Source organism: Pseudomonas mendocina, from assembly GCF_900636545.1.
In the GTDB taxonomy this organism is placed as follows: domain Bacteria; phylum Pseudomonadota; class Gammaproteobacteria; order Pseudomonadales; family Pseudomonadaceae; genus Aquipseudomonas; species Aquipseudomonas mendocina.
On the sequence record NZ_LR134290.1, the window covers coordinates 1,537,709 to 1,559,353 of the forward strand.

The window sequence follows — 21,645 nt, forward strand, 5'->3', positions numbered from 1 at the left end:
GTCAGGCTGGAGATTTTTATAAGTATTGGAATTTCAAGCAGTTAGGATCGAAACAGGCGGGCACTCCACGCCTTTTCAAGGCATTGGAGAGAGCGGTGTTACCAGGCAGGAATCCAGTCGGTGCAGAGCACCAGCAACTGAAAGAACGCTTAGATATCTCGTAGTGACCGGAAGGTCATCTCAAGACTTGTGATTCGATTCAAGCAGCTAGCCTGCAGCTACGCAAGGCCGAGTCACATTTTTATCGCGCTTTATCGGTGCCGTTGGTCGGCTCGTCAGACGCTGGCGATTTCCACCGCTGTCAGGGCGCGGTATTGGCCGGGGGCGAGCTGCGGGTCGAGGACGATCTCGCCCATGCTTTCGCGATGCAGGGCGACGACGCGATTACGGAAGTGGCCAAACATGCGCTTGACCTGATGGTAGCGGCCCTCGAACAGGGTCAGCCGGGCGTGGTGGCTGTCCAGCACGTCGAGCTGGGCGGGCAGGGTGGTGAGGTCTTCGAAGGCGAAATACAGGCCTCGGGAGAAGACATCGGCGTACTCCTCGGTAATCGGCTGCTCGGTGGTGACGTGATAGATCTTGGGCTTGCGTTGTTGCGGCTGGGTGATGCGCCGCGACCAGCGCCCGTCGTTGGTGATCAGCAGCAGGCCGCTGGTGTTCAGGTCGAGGCGCCCGGCCAGGTGCAGCTCGTGCTTGCCTGGCTCGTCGAGCAGATCGAGTACGGTGCGATGTTCGTCGTGCTCGGTGGCGCTGACCACGCCGACCGGTTTGTGCAGCATCCAGTAGCGTGCACTGCGCCCGGCCTGCAGAAGTTCGTCGTCCAGCTCCACGCGCTGGAAGTCGCGGATATCGAAGCGCGGATCAATGATGATCTCACCATCCACTCGTAGGCGGCCGGCGCTGATCAGCAGGCGGCTGTCTTGGCGGCTGAAGCGGGAGAAGTTGCTGAGGAAACGATCCAGGCGCATGGTTCAGTCGGGCTCGCTGGACTCAGTGACTTGCACCGCCTTTGCGCATGCCGGACACAGGCAGGCGCGATTACGCTGCTCGGGCGTCAGGCGCTGGAGGGCGGCTGGGTCGATCTTCGCTGCGAAGCACCAGCAGGGCTCATCGCTATGGCCTGCCGCGATCACGCATTGGTTGGCCTTGCCGCATAGCGGGCAACGCTCGGTGTCCATCAGTGCTCTTCGCAGACGCGGTCGCGCCCGGCCTGCTTGGCCCGATATAGGGCGCGGTCGGTGCGGCCGAGCAGGTCATGCAGCGCTTCGCCCGGTTGCCATTGGCTCAGGCCGAGGCTGACGGTGACCTGCAGTGCTTCCCCGCCCATCGGATAGCGCTGATCGGCGCAGTGCTGGCGCAGTTTTTCGGCCAGCTCGTGAGCAGCGTGACGGTCGGTGTTCTTCAGCAGCAGGATGAACTCCTCGCCGCCCCATCGGCAGAGAATGTCGGACTGACGCAGCGCCGCACGCAGGCGTTCGGCGAAGCTTCGCAGCACCTCGTCGCCGGCCAGGTGGCCGTGCCGGTCGTTGATCTGCTTGAAGTTGTCCAGATCCAGCATGACGGCGCACAACGGGCTGCTGTCACGCTGCGCTTCCTGCAGGGCCTGCTCAACGTGGAGTTCGAAGCCGCGGCGATTGGGCAGGTTGGTGAGGCTGTCGGTGGTGGCCAGGGCGGCGATCCGCTGCTGGTAGCGACGGATTACCAGGCTAACCAGGGTCAGCACCATGGCGGTGACCAGCAGGCAAATCAGGAGGTTGAGGTAGAGGCTGTGGCGAATGCCGGCCAGTGCGCCTTCTTCGTGTTTGTCGACGAACAGGAACCACTCGAGTTCAGGGATGTAGCGCACGTTGAGGAAGTGGCTGCGCTGGTGTTCGTCGTAGCGATAGTCGCCACTCTTGGGTTGCGGTAGCACTTCGAGCAGTTTTTCCAGGCCGGGCACTTCGCTCAACGACTGGCCACGACGAGCGCCCATGGGGCCGCCCTCGACGCCGGTCAGCACCAGATGGCCATTGCGATCGGTAAAGAAGATGTTGCGGTCGTAGCGCCGCTGGTAATCGTCCACCAGCTTGACCACGGCATCGACGGTGAGGCCGACGCCGGCTACGCCGATAAAGCGCTCCTGGTAATCGAATACCTTGAAGTTGATGAAGAAGGTCAGCCGGTCGGCGTTGGCCATGTCCGGGTCGACGCTGATCTCGTAAGGCTCGTCCATGCTGCGCACGCGAAAGTACCAGGCATCGCGCGGCTGATTTTCCTGGACCTGCTTGAGCACACCCTTGGCCTGGTAGTAGGTGCGGGTTTTTTCGGAGATGAAGAAGGCGGTGAATGTGCCGTAGTGATCCTGAATCTCGCGCAGGTAGCGGGTGACGGGCTCCGGGTTCTGCTCGCCGGCCAGGGCCCAGTCACGCAGGAAGGTGTCACGCGACATCATCGAGGCGATCTGCGTCGGGCGGATCAGGTCCTTCTGGATTTCGGAATAGATGGTGTCCGAGGTCAGCGGCAGCTCGGTGTTGACGATGTTCTGGCGAATGCTGTCGCGCGAGGCGTAGTAGCTCAGCAGCGAGGTGGTGAGAAAGCCGCTGCCGAGCAGGAACAGGAGCAGTAACACCAACGAGGTTTGCGTGTGCCGTTTGGGGCGCAGGGACATGGGTGAATCCGGCAGCGGGCTGATGGCGTGATGCTAGCTTGCTGAACGGGGCTAGCGCTAGTTGTGATCACAGCTGGCGCGGTTATGTGGTAGGGATTTCATCCGGGCCTCGGACTGTAGGAGCGGATTTATCCGCGATTGGTTTTTCGGGGATTGCAGTGGAGCATAAAGCTGTCGCGGCTGAAGCCCCCCCACAGGGATTCGGTGGATTGGGGGATTGTGGTGAAAGTGCGGACAGCGCTTCTCCGGTAGTAAATCGGCGTTTGTGTGGATAGCGGCTGAAGCGGAGTGCCGCCCAGCCCCTCCCACAGGATGTTCGTGGACCCTGTGGGAGGCGCTTCAGCGGCGAGCGTTTCAGGCTTCTTCCAGCACCACCACGCGCTGCCCGGCCCGTACCGGCGAGCCGGGCTGCACGCGCACTTCGCGTACTGTGCCGGCCATGGGCGCAGTGAGCGGGATTTCCATCTTCATGGATTCCAGAATCACCAGCACGTCGCCGGCCTCCACCCTGGCACCAGCCTCGACCTGCACCTGCCAGAGGTTGCCGGCGATGTGGCTGTCTACGCTGCACTGACCCGCGCCGAGCGGGGCATCTTCGGTCTCCTCGGCCACGCCTTCATCGCTTTCGAAATGCGCCTGACCGGAGTCGATCCAGCGCTGGCGTTCGGCGGCGAAGGCGGTGCGCTGCTGATCGCGGAAGGCGGCGATGCCGTCGGCTTCGTCAGTGAGGAACTGCTGGTAGTCGGCCAGTGCCAGCTCGCTTTCCTCGATACGCAGGTCAAAGCGGCCCAGCGGGAAGTCGCGGCGGATGCGCAGCAGCTCGTCGGCACTGACCGGGTAGAAGCGGATCTGGTCGAAGAAGCGCAGTAGCCAGGGCTTGCCGCCAAAGGCCGCAACCTCGCGGTAGCGGTTCCACATCTGCAGGGTGCGACCAACGAACTGGTAACCGCCGGGGCCTTCCATGCCGTATACGCACATGTAGGCGCCGCCGATGCCGACGGAGTTTTCGGCGGTCCAGGTGCGTGCCGGGTTGTACTTGGTGGTGACCAGGCGGTGGCGCGGGTCCAGCGGGGTGGCCACCGGCGCACCGAGGTAGACGTCGCCCAGGCCCATGACCAGGTAGCTGGCGGCGAACACGGTGCGGTAGACCTCGTCCAGATTCGGCAGGTCGTTGATGCGGCGGATGAACTCCAGATTGCTCGGGCACCAGGGGGCGTCCTTGCGCACGGTGGTCATGTATTTCTCTATCGCCAACTGGCAGGCCGGGTCGTCCCAGGAAAGCGGCAGGTGGACGATGCGCGACGGCACCTTGAGGTCGCGCGCGGCGCACACGGCGTCCCATTCGCCGGCGACGATATCGAGCAGCGTCTGCAGCGCCAGGGTTTCCGGCTGGTAGTGCACTTGCAGCGAGCGGATGCCGGGGGTGAGGTCGATCACGCCGTCGAGCTGCTTGGCTTGCAGCGCCTGCATCAGCGCATGGCCACGAAAGCGCAGCACCAGATCGAGTTCCGGCGCACCGATTTCCAGCAGCAGGTGGGTGTCGCCGGAAAGACGGGCGACCAGGCGGGTGTCACCTTCGCCGAGGTCGAGGACGATGGGGGAGGCCAACACCGAACGGCTCCCTCTCCCGCTTGCGGGAGAGGGTTGGGGAGAGGGGCTTTGGGTGTTTTCAAGAACCCTCTCCCCCGACCCCTCTCCCATAAATGGGAGAGGGGAGACAAGCGCGAGTTCGGCGTATTCACGTGCATTGCTTTGCGCCAACTCCCGCGCAGTGGCGATATCCACCGGCACAAAGCGCACCTTGTCGCCGGCCTTGAGCTGGCCGAGCTGCCAGAGATCGGCCTCGATGATGGTCACCGGGCAGACGAAGCCGCCGAGGCTCGGGCCGTCCGGGCCGAGGATCACCGGCATGTCGCCGGTAAAATCCACCGCGCCGATGGCGTAGGGGTTGTCGTGGATATTGGAGGGGTGCAGGCCGGCCTCGCCGCCGCTGTCGCGCACCCATTCCGGTTTCGGGCCGATCAGGCGCACGCCGGTGCGGCTGGAGTTGAAATGCACTTCCCAGTCGGTGGCGAGGAAGGTGTCGATATAGGCGGGCGTGAAGTATTCCGGTGCGCCATGGGGGCCGTAGATCACGCGGATTTCGCGCACCGTGGGCAGGGCAGGATATAGCTCCGCAGGCATCTGGTTGCCGGCCTGGCGATCCGCCAACGCCGGAATATGCAGCACGTCCCCGGCGCGCAGGGCGCGGCCGCCATGGCCGCCGAACTGGCCAAGGGTGAAGGTGCTTTTGCTGCCCAGGTAATCCGGCACCTGAATGCCGCCACGAATGCTCAGATAACTACGCGCGCCGGCACCGGCAATGGTGCCGAGCGTCAGGTTGCTGCCGGCTTTGACCAGCAGCGCGGTGTTCATCGGCTGTTCCACGCCATCGATGCTCAGGGGAATCTCGGCACCAGTGACGGCTATCACCGCATCGGTGTTGAAGCGCAGCAGCGGGCCGCTCATGGTGATTTCCAGCGCAGCGGCGCCTTCGTCGTTGCCGAGCAGACGATTGCCCAGGCGCAGGGCGCGGCTGTCCATCGGCCCGGACGGCGGCACGCCCACGGCCCAGTAGCCGAGACGGCCAGGAAAGTCCTGCACGGTGGTCTGGGTGCCGGCGCTCAGCACCTCGAAGGTAGTGGCCTGGTAGGTCAGGTTCTCCAGGCAGCGGGTCCAGGGCGAGCCGCTGGCGAAAGGCGCGTCGCTGAGGATCTGGCGCAGGTAATCGCGGTTGCATTCCACGCCATAAAGCACCGAGTCGGCCAGGGCCTTGTCAAGCGCAGCGCTGGCTTGTTCGCGGGTTAGCGCCCAGGTGATCAGCTTGGCGATCATCGGGTCGAAGTAGGGCGGGATCTCGCAGCCGGCTTCGACCCAGGTGTCGATGCGCAGCGCTTTGCCGTCGGCTTCTGGAAATTGCACCGCGGTGAGCAGGCCGGGGCTGGGCTGGAAGTCGCGGCCCGGGTCTTCGGCGTACAGCCGCGCCTGGATGGCATGGCCGCTGGGATGCAGCTTTGCCGCCAGTTCGCTCAGTGGCGGCAGGTCGCCGGCGGCCAGCTCGATCATCCAGCGCACCAGGTCGACGCCCCATACCTGCTCGGTGACGCCGTGCTCGACCTGCAGGCGGGTGTTCACTTCGAGGAAGTAGAAGCGCATCGCCTCGCTGTCGTAGACGAATTCGACGGTGCCGGCGCTGCGATAATTCACCGCCTTGGCCAGCTTAATGGCGGCGGCGCAGAGTTCGTCGGCCATGCCGGTGGGCAGATTGGGCGCCGGGGTTTCTTCCAGCACCTTCTGGTTGCGCCGTTGCACCGAGCAGTCGCGTACGCCGAGGGCGAGCACCTCGCCCTGGCCGTCGCCGAATACCTGCACTTCCAGATGGCGGGCACGCTGGATGTATTTCTCGATGAAGACGCCGCTGTCGCTGAAGTTGTTCTGCCCCAGGCGCTTGACCGCCTCGAAAGCTTCGGCGAGTGCCGCCGCCGAGCGGCAGACGCGCATGCCGATGCCGCCACCGCCGGCGGTGCTTTTCAGCATCACCGGGTAGCCGACGGCTTCGCCTGCGACCAGTGCGGCATCGAGGCTTTCCAGCAGCTCGGTGCCTTCGAGCATCGGTACGCCGTGCTGCTTGGCCAGGGCGCGGGCGGTGTGCTTGAGGCCGAACACGCGCAGTTGCTCGGGCGTCGGGCCGACGAAGGCGATACCGGCCGCTTCGCAGGCCTCGGCGAAGGCAGCGTTTTCGGAAAGGAAGCCGTAGCCCGGGTGGATGGCTTTGGCGCTGGTCTGTTTGGCGACGTCGAGAATTTTCTCGACCACCAGATAGGTCTGCGCGGCCGGGCCTTCGCCAAGGGAGAAGGCCTCGTCGGCCTGCTGGATGTGCAGGCTGGCCACGTCGGCTTCGGAGTAGACGGCGACGCCTTTGACGTCGAGCTCACGCAGGGTGCGCAGGATGCGGCAGGCAATGGCGCCACGGTTGGCGATCAGGAGCTTCTCAAACATCAGGGTGACCCTCGAAGGTCATGGCGGGCCGTCCCGCCGTCATTCGTCATGTGCCACGGTCGTCCGTGGTCGAGATTCCGTAGCCCGGATGCAATCCGGACTTCTGCTTTTCAGCTCCCTCGCCCCTTTGGGGAGAGGGTTGGGGAGAGGGGCTTTGACTACATGGCCCTCTCCCCCGACCCCTCTCCCGCGAGCGGGAGCGGGGAGACAATCAATCCCACACCAGCACTTCGGCGGGGGTTGGGTTCCAGCCGTTACAGGGGTTGTTCAGTTGCGGGCAGTTGGAGATCAGCACGATCACGTCGGTCTCGGCCTTGAGCTCCACGTACTTGCCCGGCGCGGAGATGCCGTCCTCGAAGGTCAGGCCGCCTTCGGGGGTGACCGGCACGTTCATGAAGAAGTTGATGTTGGCGCCGAGGTCGCGCTTGCTCAGGCGGCCGTCGTGCAGGCTGGCGCGCAGGAAGTTGTCGCGGCAACTGTGCATGTAGCGCTTGTCCAGGGCGTAGCGCACGCTGTTGCTCTCCTGCGCGCAGGCACCGCCCAGGGTGTCGTGCCGGCCGCAGGTGTCGGCGACTATGCTCAGCAGTGGGTTGCCGAGGTTGGAGTAGAGCACCGTGCCGGTGGTCAGGTAGACGTTGTTCTGCTTGCGCAGGGTGCGCTGCGGGTCGAAGCGCTCGCGCGGGTTGCGGGCAGCGAAGAACAGGGTGTCGATCGCCTGGTTACCTTCCAGGTCGTGCAGGCGCAGGGTCTGCCCGGCCTTGACCTCGAACAGGTAGGGCTCGCCCGCGGGGATGGTGTGGCGGAAGGCAGCGGTTTCGGGATGCAGGTTGCTTGCGGTCAGGCTCATATCGGCACCCTCAGATGTACTGGCGTTCGGTGTTGTGGAAAGCGCGGCCGTTCTCCGGGCGCGAGGTGCGGCACAGCACGCTGATGCCGTCGCTCTCGACCTTGCTCCAGGCGAGCTGCACCGGCTTGGGCGCGTATTGCGGGTTGGGGTCCATCGGGTGCTGCAGGGCGGTGAGCACCACCAGGGTGTCCATCGGCGCATACAGCTCGACGTAGTCACCGGCCTGGCTGTTGCCGGGCTGGAAACCGAAGGAGCCATCGGCATCGACGTCGACGCGGCTGAACAGGTTGAGGTTCATCAGCAGATCCTGCAGGTTCAGGTTCCACTTGCCCATTTCCACCAGCAGGTTGTCCGTGCCGTTGCGGAAGAAGCCGTTGCGCAGTTCCTGGTAGCGGCCCTGGCCGTACTTCTCGGCGACTTCCTCGGCGTTCAGCACGCCGCCGAAGCTGTCGTGCCAGCCGCAGGTATCGGCGGTGATCGCCGCCAGCACCTTGCCCATGTCCGAATACAGGCAGTGGCCGGCGGTGAGCTTGGCGGTGTGCTGGCCCTTGAGGGTGTCGGGCAGGTTCAGGCGTTCGCTTTTCTCAAGGGCGTTGAACAGCAGCAGGCTGACGTTGGCACCGCCCTCGATATCGGTGATTCGCAGCAGTTGGCCGCGCTTGAGCACGAAGGAGGTGTGGCCGCCACCGGGGACGGTTTCCTCATAGAGGGTGGGGCGCAGGGTGAGGGCATTTGTCATGGGTACCTCGGGATCAAAACCGTATCGTCAGGCACCGGCAGGGGGCGCCTGATCATCATTGCGATGGGATGGGAGGCCGTCAGAGCTTGCCGTCGACGGCCATTTGTACGTAGCTCGGGTCGAAGCGCAGCTTGATGTTGGCGCTGTCGCCGGTGCTGACGTCGCCGGCGAAGGTCATGCCGATGGCGTCGGCGCTACGGGCGCCTTCACCAAGGATGCCGTGCTCGAAGCTGAAGTTGGCGACCTTGGTCATGGTCTCCGGCAGAGCCGGGCTGGTGATGAAGTCCAGAGTTTCCTTCGGCGTGTAGAACAGCTTGGTGGTCGCCAGTTGCGACTGATAGCCGGCCAGGTCGGTGCCGGAGGCCTTGGCCATTTCGGTCAGGGCGTCGGTGGCTTCCGGAGTGCCGGCCTGCATCAATTCGAGAATTTCGAACCAGGCGCCAACCAGGGCTTTGCCGAAGTCCGGGTTGTCCTTCAGGGTCTGGGTGTTGACCACCATCATGTCGAGGATTTCACCGGGGATCTTCGACGAGTCGAACACCTCGGTGCTGCCCGGCTGGGCCTTGATTTCGGCGAGCATCGGGTTCCATGTGGCGGCGGCCTGCACGCTGGGAGTGGAAAAGGCGGCGATGATGTCGGCGTCGGAGGTGTTCACCACGGTCACATCGCGCTCGCTCATGCCTGCGGTTTCCAGGGCGCGGGCGAGGAAGTAGTGGGATACCGACAGCTCGACCAGGTTGACCTGCATGCCCTTGATGTCGGCCAGGGTCTTGCCTTCGCTCTTGATCAGCAGACCGTCGTTGCCGTTGGAGTAGTCACCGACGATCAGTGCAGTGCTGTCCACGCCGCCGGCGGCGGGGATGGTCAGGGCGTCCATGTTGGTCATGGTGCAGCCGTCGAACTGGCCGACGCTGTACTGGTTGATGGACTCGACATAGTCGTTGAGCTGCACGACATCGATGCTGATGCCGTATTTCTTCGCCCACTTGTCGATGATGCCGGAGGTGCTGGCGTGGCCCCAGGGCATCCAGCCGGCGTAAAGCGTCCAGCAGACGCTGAAGTTGTCTTTCTTCTCGGCGTGAGCGCTGAAGCTGAGTACCGCGGCCAGACCGGCCGCGGCGAAGGAGAACAGACGGTACTTGCGCATTTGGAACCTCCAGTCTTGTTGAGTACGGGCAGGAGTCGCGGCACGTTTCGAATCGTTCGAAAGGCGCGTTCTCCCGGGCTTTTATCCCGCCGTGTAACCTCACTGGAGGTCGATGACTCTCGGACCAGCACTTGCCACGCAAGTCGGAACCCTAGTCATCCATTTCGCAAATTGTGGTGCCGCGATTCCGGGAAATCCCGGTTAGAACCTGCACACTCGAGCTATAGCGAATAGCGTGCCAGCTCGCCGAGGCCCGTGATTGGGCGCTGCGGCGGCAGGTGCTGGCGCTTGCGCGCTGCCTGATGGTGCTTGCGAGGGATTGGTTGCACTGCTCTGGGGCGAGTTTGCTCGCGGGATAACGGCTTGTTGGCGTTATGGCGGTGGCATGGAAATCGCTATCGACCCTGTTGCAGAGGCGACCTCGCTGCCGCTCTCGGGACGACCCGACCCGCTGCTCGTCTGGACGACCAGGTAACTCACTTGTTCAAGGGAGATTGCCATGGCGCATACCCACTTCACGTCCATTCCTCTGATTGATGTTGCCGGTCTTTATGCCGAGAGCCTCGCCGAACGCCAGCGCGTTGCCGACGAGTTGGGCCGCGCCGCTCGTGAGGGTGGCTTCCTGCAGATTACCGGGCACGGTATTTCGCGTGAGCTGCGCGACGGGCTGATCCAGCAGGCGCGCAGTTTCTTCGCTCGCCCGCTGGAGCAGAAGATGCGTTTCTACATCGGTCAGTCGAGCAACCACAGCGGCTACGTGCCGGAAGGCGAGGAGCAGTTCGCCGGCGGCAGCAAGGACCTCAAGGAAGCCTACGACGTTAATTACGACTACACCGCGGCGGCCCAGGTCTATCCGCTGCTGGGGCCAACGCAGTGGCCGGACTCGGCTGACTTCAAGCGCGAGGTCGGCGCTTACTACCGCGCGGCGCTGGCGCTGGGCGATACGCTGTTTCGTGGTTTCGCCCTGGCGCTGGGGCTGGCCGAGGACACCTTCGCCGGCATCACCCGGCAGCCCACCAGCCAGTTGCGCATGATCCATTACCCACTCGATCCCGATCCGGTGGCCGACCGCCCAGGCATTGGCGCGCACACCGACTACGAGTGCTTCACCATTCTGTTGCCTACCGCTGAAGGCTTGCAGGTGCTCAACGGCGACGGCCAGTGGATCGACGTGCCGCTGGTGGAGGACGCCTTCGTGATCAATATCGGCGACATGCTCGAGGTGCTCAGCAACGGCAACTTCGTCGCCACCTCGCACCGTGTGCGCAAGGTCAGTGAGGAGCGCTTCGCCTTCCCGTTGTTCTGCGCCTGTGACTACCCGACGCGCATTGCGCCGATCGCTGGCCTGCCGGCGCGCGGTGAGCGCGTGTACGAGCCTGTGAACTGTGGCGATCATCTGTTTGCCCAGACCGCGCAGACCTTCCGCTATCTGCGCGAGCGGCTGGAGGATGGTTCGCTGCAACTGCCCGATGGTGCCGCGGGTTTGTCCAGTTTTGGTCAGGGCCGCCAGGAGGTGACGGTATGAACCTGCTGGAATTGGCTGCACGTTACCCACAACGCGCCGAGGGCGGCGTGCCGGACTGGATGCTCGGGCACTTTCGCCGCCGCACCATCAGCTTTGCCGATGGCCGCAGCGACGAGCGTACCCAGGTGCACTGGCTGCAAAGTCGCACCTTCACCATCGACCTGCGCTTGCCAGACGCACCCGCGCTACCGGTACTGGCCTGGCAGGACTACGACGCCTCCGAACTGCGCCAGCTTGCCAACCATGAAGGCTGGGTGGCCGATAGCGTTTGGGAGAACGGCTACCTGAGCTGGCACGGTGGCGTATCCCTGCAACTGCACAACCGCTGGCCGGAGCCCGCGCAGTTGCAGCGCATCGGCAATTGCATGATCGAGTTCGGCACCACGGGCGCCTATGTCGAGGACTGGCGTTTGCAGGCCAGCAGCGGGCCATTGATCGGTCTGCGTTTGCTGGAGGAGTGCGACGCCGAAAGCGGTGAGGTGCTGCAGCGCGGTGGTGGTCTGATTCTCTGTGGCGAGCAGCTTGGTTGGGGGCATGGCCGGGGAGCAGAGCCTGGCGAGTCAACGATGCAACTGCGTGAGCGCGCCGAACGGGCGCAAGGTGATGGTGAGGCTCTGGCCGCGTTGTTCGACTGCGAGACTTCGCTGGCTTACGCGGATCAGCAGGGGAGTTATCAGGTGGCGTTGTCGACCATGCCGGCACGGGTGGGGCAGATGGTTTCGCTGGAGGGCTTCGAGCTACCGGGAGCAGAGCGCGTCTGTCAGCACCTGCAACGCCCGGACGGCCGGGCGGTGGTACGGACGTTCATCATCGATACGTTGGAGCCGGATTGGCGCGCGGAACTCGCCACGCCGACTACCGGCGAGGCGCAGCGCTGGTTTGCGGCGGAGAGCGAAACGCTGTCGCGCTATCTCGAGGTGTTGAGCTAGCCGGTCGGTAGCTACCTGATTTACCGCTGAAAGGCTTGCCGCTGAAGCGCCTCCCACGGTTTGTCTCATTGATTCGTGGGAGGGGCTTTCGGCTCGGGCATCCTGCTTCGCTTTACCTCCTGCATTCATGCCGTCGTAGCCGCGATGTTGTGCCGGCAGAGCTGGTGCGCGCGGCGCACCCTACGGTTTATCGCGCGGTTTACGCTGCGTAGGGTGCGCTGTGCGCATCGAAGTTGCCGCTCAATCAGCGGGTGGCAATACGCTCGGCCAATTCGCTGGGCAATTGCACCTGTGCTCGGCGCGTCTCGTTGAGCGGGATGTCGTAGGTGATGCGTGCGCCGTAGGCGTTGGGCGCCTGCGGGTCCTGGCGCACCTTGTCGAACACCAGCAGGCGGGTGCCGAGGCTGAAGCCTTCGGACAGGTCGTGGGTGATCATGAATACGGTCAGGCGGGTTTCCTTCCATAGCTCCAGCAGCAGCGCGTGCATGTCCTTGCGGATGCCGGGGTCGAGAGCGCCGAAGGGTTCGTCGAGCAGCAGCATGCGCGGTTGCATCACCAGCGCCTGGGCGATGGCCAGGCGTTGCTGCATGCCACCCGAGAGCGCGCTGGGGTATTTGTTCAGCGCGTGGCCGAGGCCGACCTTGGTGAGAATTTCGGCAGCGCGTTCGCGGGCTTCGCGCTTGGCTGCGCCGAAGAGTCTGCCCAGCAGCTTCGAGTTCGGCAGCTCAAGGCCCAGGGCGACGTTGTCCAGCACGCTCAGGTGCGGGAATACCGAGTAGCGCTGGAATACCACGCCACGGCTCGGGTCGGGTTCGTTGGGCAGCGCCTGGCCGCCCAGCAACAACTCGCCACGGCTCGGGCGCTCCTGGCCGAGCAGCATGCGCAGGAAGGTGGATTTGCCGCAGCCGGAGGCGCCGACCAGGGTGCAGAACTCACCCTCGTTGACCTTGATGTTGAGGCGTTCGAGCACGACCAGATCGCCGTATTCCTGCCACAGGTTGCGCGCTTCGATAAAGGCGGGTTTCCCTGTGCTTGCAGGAGGCGTACTGGAGTCGCGCATGACGGGTTCACTCAGTGGGACGATATGTTGGCTGTACAGGGTCATGCCTTGCCTCCTTCATGCCAGGGGAAGCACAGGCGCAGCACCTGGCGCAGGCCCAGATCCATCAGCCAGGCCAGCAGGGTGATCCACACGACGTAGGGCAGGATCACGTCCATGGCCATGTAGCGACGGACCAGGAAGATGCGGTAACCGAGGCCGTCGGTCGAGGCGATGGCCTCGGCGGCAATCAGAAACAGCCAGGCCGAACCGAGCATCAGGCGCAGCGAGATCAGCAGGCGTGGCATCAATTGCGGCAGTACCAGGCGCAGGATCAGCGTCCAGGAGTTGGCACCGAGCGTCTGCGCCTTGATCAGCAGTTCGCCGGGAATCTCGCGGGCACGCTGTTCGATATCGCGGGCGATGCAGGGGGTGATGCCGATGACGATCAGCATTACCTTGGACAGCTCACCCAGACCGAAGACGATGAACAGGATCGGCAGGATGGCCAGCGGCGGAATCATCGACAGCACCGTGAGCAGCGGCGATAGCGGTGCGCCGAACAGCGGCACGCTGCCGGCGGCGATGCCCAGCACCAGGCCCAGCAGTGCGGCGATGCCCAGGCCCATACCCAGGCGTTGCAGGCTGGAGGCGGTGTCCTGCCAGAACAGGTACTGGCCGCTGCGTTTGTCCTCGGTGAAGGCCAGGCGGTCGATGGCATCGACCATCTGGCTGGCGCTGGGCAGCAGCTTGTCGTTGGGGTTTTCGGCCAGGCGGGTGGTCGAAGCGCTGAAGTAGACGAACAGCAGTAAGGCGAAGGGCAGCAGGATCAGCAGCAAACGGCCGCTGCGATCCGGGTGGCGGTTGATCAGGCGCATGGAAAGTCCTCGTCGGGCCTGGAGCGAAATGCGTGCGCAGCTAGCAAGCGCAAAAGCACGCTGGTTTCGGGCCTTTGGGGGTGACGGCTAGCTGCCGCTGATGCGAGTGGGGGATACCCATGATGAACCTCCAGTTTGACAGGGGCGGACAGGAGTTCGCGGCGGTTCCCCACGGATGGGGCGCGTTCTCCCGGGCTTTTGTCCCGCCGTGTAACCTCGCTGGAGGTCGCCAGCTCTCGGACCAGTCGCTCGCCTGTGGCGAGCCGGAACCCTAGCCGGCTATTGGCAAATTGTGGTGCCGCGATCCCGGCGAACCGGGTTGTTCCTGCACGAGTGGTTCTTAGCGAACATCGTGCCATGCACCGCGAACCGCGCCAGGTGGCGCTCGTCTGCAGAACGTCGAGGATACGCTGCGCCGTGCTGGTGCGTTGCGATCATGTCGTGCTGCTTGCTGGGGCGTGAGATGGCTCAGAGCTTTCTGTCCGCGGCCAGCGAATCTTGGGCCAATGCTGTTCGTCGCCTCATGATGCAGCTCACTTGCCTGCACGGAACGGGCGTATGTGCGGCATGTCTTACAAACAGCTGAAGGTGCTGCGCCTCGGGCCGTCACCGTCCAGCGGATATTGGAAATTCGAGGAGTATTCCAGCATGCGTGGTTTGATTGTGATGACATTGGCATTTTGGCTGGGGGGCTGCAGCTTCAGTGCACCGGGCGTGCATGCTCGCGTCGGCGATCCTGACGTGATTCGTGTTGACCTGGGCGGACACGGCCATTCCAACGGTGGTTCCTTTTGCCCGCCGGGGCACCGCATGAAGGGCAGTTGCTGATGAAAGCCCTGTTTGCGCTTTTGCTGGCGACGACCTTGGTGTTTGGTCTGTCCGGTTGCAGCCTCAGGCTGCCGGGTATTGGTATCGATATTGGTGATACCGGTGGTCCACCCCATTGTCCGCCTGGGCAGGCCAAGAAAGGCCGTTGCTGATTCGGCTCCGGGCTCGTTGCCCGGTTTCTTTTCCGAGGAGCTGACTGCTCCTCCTGCTTCCCCTGCGGAGGCTCCATGACCAACCGACTTTTCTTCGCCGCCCTGCTGTTCATCTCCCTCAGTGGTTGTGCGGTCTATGACTACGACCGTGGCTATCACAGCGGCCACGCCTACCGTTACCACGATGGCTACCGGCGTGATTACTACGCGCCGCCTGTCTATGTGACGCCACGCTACTATTACGAGGATCGCCGTCAGCATTACTACCCGGCGCCTCCACGCTATGTGCCGACACCGCCGCCACGTCATCACTACGGCCACGACCAGCGTTACCGTGACGGTTACAAACGCTACGACCAGCCGCGGCATGACTATCACCGTGACCAGCGTCGTCAGGAACATCGTGGTGGGCAAATACCGCGTGGCTGGGACGCTGGCCGCAATACGCAGCAGCGCTTCTCCAATGGGCGCAGCCACAATGAACAACGTCGTAGCGGCGAGCGCCGCTGGTAAGCCCCCTTCTTAATCCGCCGCGTGCCCTGTACGCGGCGTTTCCTCATCTACCCGACTAATCGCTTCGACCATGGCCTGAGCCGCCGGCGACAGGCTGTGGCCGGCACGGCTGACCAGGCCATAGGCTGAATGCTGGTGCAGGCCCTGGGGCAACAGTGGCAGCAGGGCGAGTTGGCCGCTGTCGACTTCGTCGGCGATCACGTCCCAAGGCGCCATGCTCAGTACATCACTGTCGGCCACCAGGCGCTTGAGCACCAGGAAGTTGTCGCACTGCACGCTCAACGGCTGCGCTCGCCCACTGGCCAGGCCCAGGCTGCGTTCGACCACCTGTGGCAGCTGTGTGCCGGCGAGCGGGAAGTCGAGCAGGTCGCGTAGCTGCAGATCGCCACGCTGCAGCAGGGGGTGAGACGGGCGGCAGAACAGCACACCCTCATGCACGCGCAGCGGTTCGATGCGCAATTGAGCGTCGTCCTGCAATTCGCGGATATCGGCGACGAACAGCTCGATGGTCGAGTCCAGCAGGCTGTCGCGCAGTTCCAGCCAGTTGGCGATGTCCAGTTTCACCTGCACCCGCGGGTAGCGTTGCAGCAACTGCCCCAGCGCCTGCGGAATCAGCCGCGCGGCCGGATAGGGGCCGGCGCCGAGACGCAATTCGCCAGCCTCCAGATTGCCCAGCTGATTGACCGCGTTGCTCAGCGCCAGGCTGCCGGCCAGCAGGCGACGCGCATGTTCCAGTACCAGTCGGCCATGGGCGGTGAGGCTGACGCCACGGCTGTGGCGATCCACCAGGGTGCAGCCGAGTTGGCTCTCCAGCGCCTGGATGCTGCGGCTCAGTGCTGGCTGGCTGAGGTGTACGGCCGCGGCGGCGCGGGCGAAATGTGCGTGCTCGGCGAGGGCGACGAAGTGGCGGAGCTGACGGAGATCGTTCATGCGCTTCCTGCATTAACTGACTTATTCGAATGCATTGGAATTATCAGGCTGCCTTTGCCAACCTGCCAGCACTCCAACAACAAGACAGTCAATGCCATGAGTTCCTTCTCACGCTTCAGCGGCCTGCTGCTGGCCGCCACCCTGCCATTGAGCGCCGTTGCCGAACTGCCGGCCGAGCGTATCGAACCCAGCATCAACGCCGAACTGGCGGCTCACACCAAGGTTTTTGCCCAGCAGGTCTATCGCGTCGCCAACAACGTCTATTCGGCGGTCGGCTGGCAACTGGGCAACGTGGTGATGATCGAGGCGCCGCAGGGGCTGATCATCGTCGACACCGGCGAGTCGGTGAGCGAGTCGCGCAAGATCATGGCCGAGTTCCGCAAGCTCAGCGACAAGCCGGTCAAGGCCGTGGTCTACACCCACTTCCACCCGGATCACATCAACGGTGTGCAGGCCTTCGTTAGTCGCGAGCAGGTGGAACGCGGCGACGTGCAGATCTACGCCCACGAGACCCTGTTGCAGAACGTGGTGGCGCAGGGGGCGCTGGTCGGGCCGATTCTTGGCGTGCGCTCGGCGTACAGTTTTGGCTCGTTCCTGCCGGCCAGTGACCAGGAGGGCATGAACGGTGGCATCGGTCCGTTGGCCAAGCCCGAGCCGTCGTCCTTCATCGCGCCGACCGTAACCTTCGGCGAGCGCCTGGACACCAACATCGCCGGCCTCGATGTGCAGTTTTTACATGTGCCCAGCGAGGCACCGGACGAGATCACCCTGTACCTGCCGGCCAACCGCGTGCTGATCAGCGCCGAGGTCGACCAGGGCCCGACGCTGCCGAACATCCACACACTGCGCGGCACCAAGTTCCGCGACCCGGTGCAGTGGGTCGAGAGCCTGGACAAGCTGCGTGCCTACCAGGCCGAGTACATGGTGCCGCTGCATGGGCGCCCGGTCAGCGGCCAGGACAAGGTCGAGGAAGTGCTGCGCATGACCCGCGACGGCATCGCCTACATTCACGACCAGACCGTGCGCTGGATGAACAAGGGCCTGACGCCGGACGAGTTGGTGGAGAAGGTCAAACTGCCGCCGCACCTGGCCGGCTATACGCCTTATCTGCGCGAGTACTACGGCACGGTGAAACACAGCGTGCGACAGATCTACAACGGTTACCTGGGCTGGTTTCAGGGCGATCCGGTGGCCCTCGACCCGACCCCGCCCAAGCAGCAGGCCGAGCGCCTGATCGCCCTGGCTGGTGGCCGCGAGAAACTGTTGCTGGAAGCCGGCAATGCCTACCTCAAGGGCGACTACCAGTGGGCGGCGGAGCTGGCCGGCTATGCGATCCGCGTCGACCACGAAGACATGCTGGCGCGTGAGATCAAGGCACGCAGCTTCCGCAAGCTGGGCTACGCCAGCATGAACATCAACTGGCGCAACTGGTACCTGATGAGCGCCATGGAGCTGGAGGGCAAGCTTGACGGCGATGTCATCCGCCAACGCTCGGTGGAAATGCGCAAGGTCTTCCTCTCGCCGGACATGGTGCGCAGCTTCACCCCGCAAAGTTTCCTGCAGAACTGGGTGACCCGTATCGACCCGGAGAAGGCTGGCGATGTCGAGCTGACCCTGGGCTTCAGCTTCCCCGACGTGGACGAGCAATGGGCACTGGAGGTCCGCCGTGGTGTCGCGCAGTTGCACAAGGGCATTCCCGAAGGCACGGCTCTACGCCTGAGCATGGACAAGCGCTTCATGGAAACTCTGTTGACCGGCGAAGGTGGCTTGGTCAAAGGCGCACTGCTCGGCGATGTGAAGGTCGACGGTAACCTGCTGGAAATTCGTCGCTTCCTCAGCTGCTTTGACTTCAGCGACGAGGCTTTCGGGCTAACCCTGCGCTAGGGGTAAGCGCTAGTCGAAAGAAGGGCGCCCTCCTGCTGAATGGCCCGGCACACTTCAGGTTCATTCAATCGGAGGTTGACGATGAACCTGCTGTCTTTCGCCAAGGGCGTCCTGGCTATGTTCTGGTTGGTGGCGCTGCTCAATCTGCTCTACCCCTTCGCCACGCCCCTCGGCGGCTGGGTCAACTGGGCTGCGTTGCTTGTTCTGCTGGCGCATGTCGGCGAGCTACTGCTGTTTCGTTCGCGCTTGCAGGGTTTGCCGAGGCAAGGGTGGCAGCGTCTGCAGGTGCTGCTGTTCGGCCTGTTGCATTTGCAGGGACTACGTTGAACATCACTGCCATTTAAGAGTTTGGCACTTCACCGATAACGGCGAAGTGCCATTGTCTTTTTGGCGCTCAGCCCGCACCATTCCCGCCTTGTTCCAGGGGTAGTCAGCCCCGATACGGATTGCCGATGTTTCGAGGTTGCGCGGGCGCAGGTCGATTTGGGCGGGGCCGGCGCAAGTCGCTCCTGGCTGCGCCGTTGCTGTTGATCATGCTCGCTGGCGTGTTGCACGCGGATTGGGATTTCAACCTGATCAGTCAGCGTGCCGAGAAGCTTTACGGGCCTCTCGGCAATGGCAAGGCGCGCATCGATGAATGGCAGGCCTTGCTCGAGCGTTTGCCGGCGCTCGATGAACCCGCTCAGCTGGAGGCGGTAAACCGTTTCTTCAACGCCAGTCTGCGCTTTCGTGACGATATCGAAATCTGGCGGCAGAACGATTACTGGGCGACCCCGGTCGAGGCCCTGCGCAAGGGCGCGGGCGACTGCGAGGATTTCGCCATCGCCAAGTATTTCACCCTGCGTGAAGCTGGTGTCGCCAGTGAAAAGCTGCGCATTACCTACGTCAAGGCGCTGCGTCTTAAGCAGGCGCACATGGTGCTGACCTATTACGCCACACCCGATGCCATGCCACTGGTGCTGGACAACCTGATCAATGTCATTCGCCCTGCCAACGAGCGCTCGGATCTATTGCCGGTATATGCCTTCAACGCCGAGGGTTTGTGGCTGGCGGGCAAGGGTGGCGGCAAGCAGGTGGGAGATGCCAAGCGCCTGTCGCGCTGGCAGGAGTTGTTGAAGAAGATGGTCGCCGAGGGTTTCCCGGTGGAACCGGGTCGATAGGAGTCGAGATGTCTCTGTTTAAACAATTGCTGATCGCCATCTGCCTGTTCCTGGTGGTCGCCTTCACCGGTAGCTTCATGGTCGGCCTGGAAAGCTCCCGCGAGCAGTACGTCAATCAGTTGCGCTCGCACGCGCAGGACGCCGCCACGGCCCTGGGCCTGTCGCTGACGCCGCATGTCGACGACCCGGCGATGATGGAGCTGATGGTTAGCTCGATCTTCGACAGCGGTTACTTCCAGAGCATCCGCGTGATCGACATCGCCAGCGGCAAGACGCTGGTCGAGCGTAGCGGCGTGCCTGGTGCGGCGGATACCGAGGCACCACAATGGTTCGTCGACCTGATCGGCCTGCAGCCCGAGGTCGGCGATGCTCTCGTCAGTCGCGGCTGGGAGCAGGCGGCGCGGGTGGAGGTGCAGAGCCATCCCATGTTCGCCATCGCCCGGCTCTGGCGTAGTGCTCTGGGCAGCCTTGGCTGGCTGCTGCTCTGTGGCCTGCTCAGCGCCGCGGTCGGTGCGATCGTACTGCGTCGCCAGCTCAAACCACTGGATTACATGGTCGAGCAGTCTCATGCGATTGCTCGCCGCGAGTTCCTCAGCCTGCCCATGCTGCCGCGTACGCCCGAACTGCGCCGAGTGGTGGAGGCGATGAATCAGATGGTGGAAAAGCTCAAGGCGCTGTTCCAGGAACAGGCCGAGCGCAGCGAGCGACTGCGTGACGAAGCCTACAAGGACAGCCTGACCGGGCTGGCCAATCGTCGCTACTTCGAGATGCAGCTGCAGGTGCGCCTGGGGGCCGAAGACCAGGCCAATGTGGGTTACCTGCTGATGGCCAGGGTTCGTGATCTGGCTGGCCTCAACCAGCGTCTGGGCGGCCAGCGTACCGATCAGTTGCTGCTGGCGGTGGCTGAACTGCTGTCGCGCGAAGGCGCGACGTTGGGCGCCGGTTGTCTGGTGGCCCGCAGCCGCGGCGGTGATTTCGCGCTGCTGGCGCCGGGGCTGGTCGCCGAGGAGGCCGAGCAATTGGCCATGCGTCTGGAGACAGCGTTTGCCAGCCTGGCCATGACCTGCGGCAGCGACCTGGCGCCGATGGCGCATATCGGTCTGGCGCCGTTCCGGCCCGGTGACGAGTGTGGCGAGCTGCTGAGCCTGGTTGACGAGGCGCTGGTCAGGGCCGAAGGCCTGAGCGAGCAGTGCTGGGCCCTGGCCTCGCGCGATGAGATCGCCAGTGTCGGGGATGAGCGTCATGTCTGGCGCTCGCTGCTGGATCAGGCCTTGAGCCGGCGTCAGATCGAGCTGTATTTCCAGCCGGTGGTCAGTGCCCGCGATCCCGGCCAGGTGTTGCACTACAAGGTGCTGTCACGCATTCGCGACGAGCTGGGGGCGACTATTCCTGCCGGACGCTTCCTGCCCTGGTTGCAGCGTTTTGGCTGGTCGTCGCGGCTCGACCTGCTGATGCTTGAGATGGTGTTGCAGCACCTGGCTGGCCATGCACAGCCGCTGGCACTGAATCTTTCCGGGGCACTGCTGCGTGAGCCCAAGTCATTGGAAAAGGCTTTCGAGCTGCTCAAACGACATACCGAATTCGCCGCGCTTCTGGTGCTGGAACTGGAAGAGGATCAGTTGCCCGAACAGGCCGCACTGGAACAACTGACCCGGCGTCTGCGCAGCTTGGGCTTCAGTCTCAGCCTGCAGCACTTCGGTGGCCGCTTCAGCATGATCGGCAATCTGGCTCGCCTCGGTCTGGCTTATCTGAAGGTCGATGGCAGCTACATCCGCGCCATCGATCAGGAAGCTGACAAGCGCCTGTTCATCGACGCCATGCAGCGCGCAGCGCACAGCATCGATCTGCCACTGATCGCCGAGCGCGTGGAAACCGACGGGGAACTGCAGGTATTGCGGGAGATGGGCATTCAGGGCGTGCAGGGGCAGTTGGTGGGTGCCCCCATGCCGTGGCCGCCGGCACCGAGCAGGAGCTAAGCCGGGCTGGCGTGCCGGCGATGGTCGGCACGCAGGCGTGCAGGGATCAGATCAGGCCTGTGCTCACTTCCTCCTGGATCAGGCGAGACAGGCTGCCGAGGGCTTCACGTGCCTGGTTGCGGCTGAGCAGCTTGGACTGCGCGGCCGGTGGCAGGTCGGTAATGCGGATGATGCCCTTGGCGATCAGCACGCTGATCAGGTCTTCCAGTACGCGAACCATCTCCTGGTCGCTCTGACGCAGCTGCAGCAGGCTGGTCTCGATGGCCTGATTGGAATACCAGGCCAATATGTCTTGGTCATCGGCGGGGAGCTGCTGGGTAAAACCCTCGAACTCGGCCGCTTCGACGCGGATCAGGTTGCCCTGGTCGTCGCGCTGCACGTAAAGCATGGATGCCTCCTGATGAGACGTCGAT

At 63.7% G+C, this 21,645-nt stretch carries 20 protein-coding genes and 2 riboswitches; of the genes, 9 read left to right on the forward strand and 11 right to left on the reverse strand.

What is annotated here, in order from left to right; genetic code table 11:
* Positions 1–275 precede the first annotated feature (275 nt).
* The 7 genes from EL191_RS07110 to EL191_RS07140 all read right to left on the reverse strand — a co-directional run bounded on the left by EL191_RS07110 (position 276) and on the right by EL191_RS07140 (position 9,418).
* A complete protein-coding gene (locus tag EL191_RS07110) occupies positions 276–968 on the reverse strand; it encodes a pseudouridine synthase (protein ID WP_041977618.1) in 693 nt (230 codons plus the stop codon).
* 3 nt (positions 969–971) lie between these two features.
* The gene (locus EL191_RS07115) at positions 972–1,178 is read right to left on the reverse strand and encodes a cysteine-rich CWC family protein (protein WP_013714525.1); all 207 of its coding nucleotides are present in this window, start codon (positions 1,176–1,178) and stop codon (positions 972–974) included.
* The gene (locus tag EL191_RS07120) at positions 1,178–2,647 is read right to left on the reverse strand and encodes a sensor domain-containing diguanylate cyclase (protein ID WP_041977622.1); all 1,470 of its coding nucleotides are present in this window, start codon (positions 2,645–2,647) and stop codon (positions 1,178–1,180) included. Before EL191_RS07120 ends, EL191_RS07115 begins: the two co-directional genes overlap by 1 nt.
* A 354-nt stretch (positions 2,648–3,001) precedes the next feature.
* A complete protein-coding gene (uca, locus tag EL191_RS07125) occupies positions 3,002–6,685 on the reverse strand; it encodes an urea carboxylase (RefSeq protein ID WP_126403468.1) in 3,684 nt (1,227 codons plus the stop codon).
* 211 nt (positions 6,686–6,896) lie between these two features.
* Positions 6,897–7,532: an urea amidolyase associated protein UAAP2 gene (locus tag EL191_RS07130; RefSeq protein ID WP_041977668.1), complete on the reverse strand. Its 636-nt coding sequence runs from the start codon at positions 7,530–7,532 to the stop codon at positions 6,897–6,899.
* A gap of 10 nt (positions 7,533–7,542) precedes the next feature.
* On the reverse strand, positions 7,543–8,271 hold the full coding sequence (locus tag EL191_RS07135) for an urea amidolyase associated protein UAAP1 (protein WP_041977670.1): 729 nt from the start codon (positions 8,269–8,271) through the stop codon (positions 7,543–7,545).
* A 79-nt stretch (positions 8,272–8,350) separates the two neighbouring features.
* The gene (locus tag EL191_RS07140) at positions 8,351–9,418 is read right to left on the reverse strand and encodes a putative urea ABC transporter substrate-binding protein (protein ID WP_041977672.1); all 1,068 of its coding nucleotides are present in this window, start codon (positions 9,416–9,418) and stop codon (positions 8,351–8,353) included.
* 68 nt (positions 9,419–9,486) lie between these two features.
* A riboswitch (guanidine-I (ykkC/yxkD leader) is annotated at positions 9,487–9,584 on the reverse strand.
* Positions 9,585–9,917: 333 nt separating this feature from the next.
* Between EL191_RS07140 and EL191_RS07145 the strand changes: the two genes are divergently transcribed.
* Positions 9,918–10,943, forward strand: a complete 1,026-nt coding sequence (locus EL191_RS07145; protein WP_041977674.1) for an isopenicillin N synthase family dioxygenase — start codon at positions 9,918–9,920, stop codon at positions 10,941–10,943.
* Complete coding sequence (locus tag EL191_RS07150) at positions 10,940–11,872, forward strand: hypothetical protein (RefSeq protein ID WP_041977677.1); 933 nt, start codon at positions 10,940–10,942, stop codon at positions 11,870–11,872. Before EL191_RS07145 ends, EL191_RS07150 begins: the two co-directional genes overlap by 4 nt.
* A 244-nt stretch (positions 11,873–12,116) precedes the next feature.
* On the opposite strand, the gene EL191_RS07155 is transcribed toward EL191_RS07150, so the two are convergent.
* Positions 12,117–12,932, reverse strand: coding sequence for an ABC transporter ATP-binding protein (locus EL191_RS07155; protein ID WP_041977696.1), 816 nt, complete (start codon positions 12,930–12,932; stop codon positions 12,117–12,119).
* Between the two features lie 41 nt (positions 12,933–12,973).
* On the reverse strand, positions 12,974–13,789 hold the full coding sequence (locus EL191_RS07160; RefSeq protein WP_041977679.1) for an ABC transporter permease: 816 nt from the start codon (positions 13,787–13,789) through the stop codon (positions 12,974–12,976).
* A gap of 185 nt (positions 13,790–13,974) precedes the next feature.
* A riboswitch (guanidine-I (ykkC/yxkD leader) is annotated at positions 13,975–14,075 on the reverse strand.
* Between the two features lie 281 nt (positions 14,076–14,356).
* Here EL191_RS07160 and EL191_RS07165 point away from each other — a divergent pair.
* The 3 genes from EL191_RS07165 to EL191_RS07170 all read left to right on the forward strand — a co-directional run bounded on the left by EL191_RS07165 (position 14,357) and on the right by EL191_RS07170 (position 15,282).
* Complete coding sequence (locus tag EL191_RS07165; protein ID WP_232005513.1) at positions 14,357–14,617, forward strand: hypothetical protein; 261 nt, start codon at positions 14,357–14,359, stop codon at positions 14,615–14,617.
* Entirely contained in the window at positions 14,617–14,769 is a 153-nt protein-coding gene (locus EL191_RS24535) for a hypothetical protein (RefSeq protein ID WP_017361695.1), read from the forward strand. The genes EL191_RS07165 and EL191_RS24535 overlap by 1 nt, the downstream gene beginning before the upstream one ends.
* A gap of 75 nt (positions 14,770–14,844) precedes the next feature.
* A complete protein-coding gene (locus tag EL191_RS07170) occupies positions 14,845–15,282 on the forward strand; it encodes a hypothetical protein (RefSeq protein WP_041977681.1) in 438 nt (145 codons plus the stop codon).
* A 9-nt stretch (positions 15,283–15,291) separates the two neighbouring features.
* Here the strand turns inward: EL191_RS07170 and EL191_RS07175 are convergent, their stop codons facing one another.
* On the reverse strand, positions 15,292–16,212 hold the full coding sequence (locus tag EL191_RS07175; protein ID WP_017361693.1) for a LysR family transcriptional regulator: 921 nt from the start codon (positions 16,210–16,212) through the stop codon (positions 15,292–15,294).
* A gap of 96 nt (positions 16,213–16,308) precedes the next feature.
* Between EL191_RS07175 and EL191_RS07180 the strand changes: the two genes are divergently transcribed.
* The 4 genes from EL191_RS07180 (at position 16,309) to lapD (ending at position 21,232) form a co-directional block, all read left to right on the forward strand.
* The gene (locus EL191_RS07180; protein WP_041977684.1) at positions 16,309–18,096 is read left to right on the forward strand and encodes an alkyl/aryl-sulfatase; all 1,788 of its coding nucleotides are present in this window, start codon (positions 16,309–16,311) and stop codon (positions 18,094–18,096) included.
* Between the two features lie 81 nt (positions 18,097–18,177).
* Positions 18,178–18,423: a DUF1145 domain-containing protein gene (locus EL191_RS07185; RefSeq protein ID WP_041977687.1), complete on the forward strand. Its 246-nt coding sequence runs from the start codon at positions 18,178–18,180 to the stop codon at positions 18,421–18,423.
* Between the two features lie 206 nt (positions 18,424–18,629).
* Positions 18,630–19,256, forward strand: coding sequence for a cysteine protease LapG (gene lapG, locus EL191_RS07190; RefSeq protein WP_232005531.1), 627 nt, complete (start codon positions 18,630–18,632; stop codon positions 19,254–19,256).
* 8 nt (positions 19,257–19,264) lie between these two features.
* Entirely contained in the window at positions 19,265–21,232 is a 1,968-nt protein-coding gene (gene lapD / locus EL191_RS07195) for a cyclic di-GMP receptor LapD (RefSeq protein ID WP_041977692.1), read from the forward strand.
* 46 nt (positions 21,233–21,278) lie between these two features.
* Here the strand turns inward: lapD and EL191_RS07200 are convergent, their stop codons facing one another.
* Positions 21,279–21,620, reverse strand: a complete 342-nt coding sequence (locus EL191_RS07200; protein WP_013714560.1) for a hypothetical protein — start codon at positions 21,618–21,620, stop codon at positions 21,279–21,281.
* Positions 21,621–21,645 lie beyond the last annotated feature (25 nt).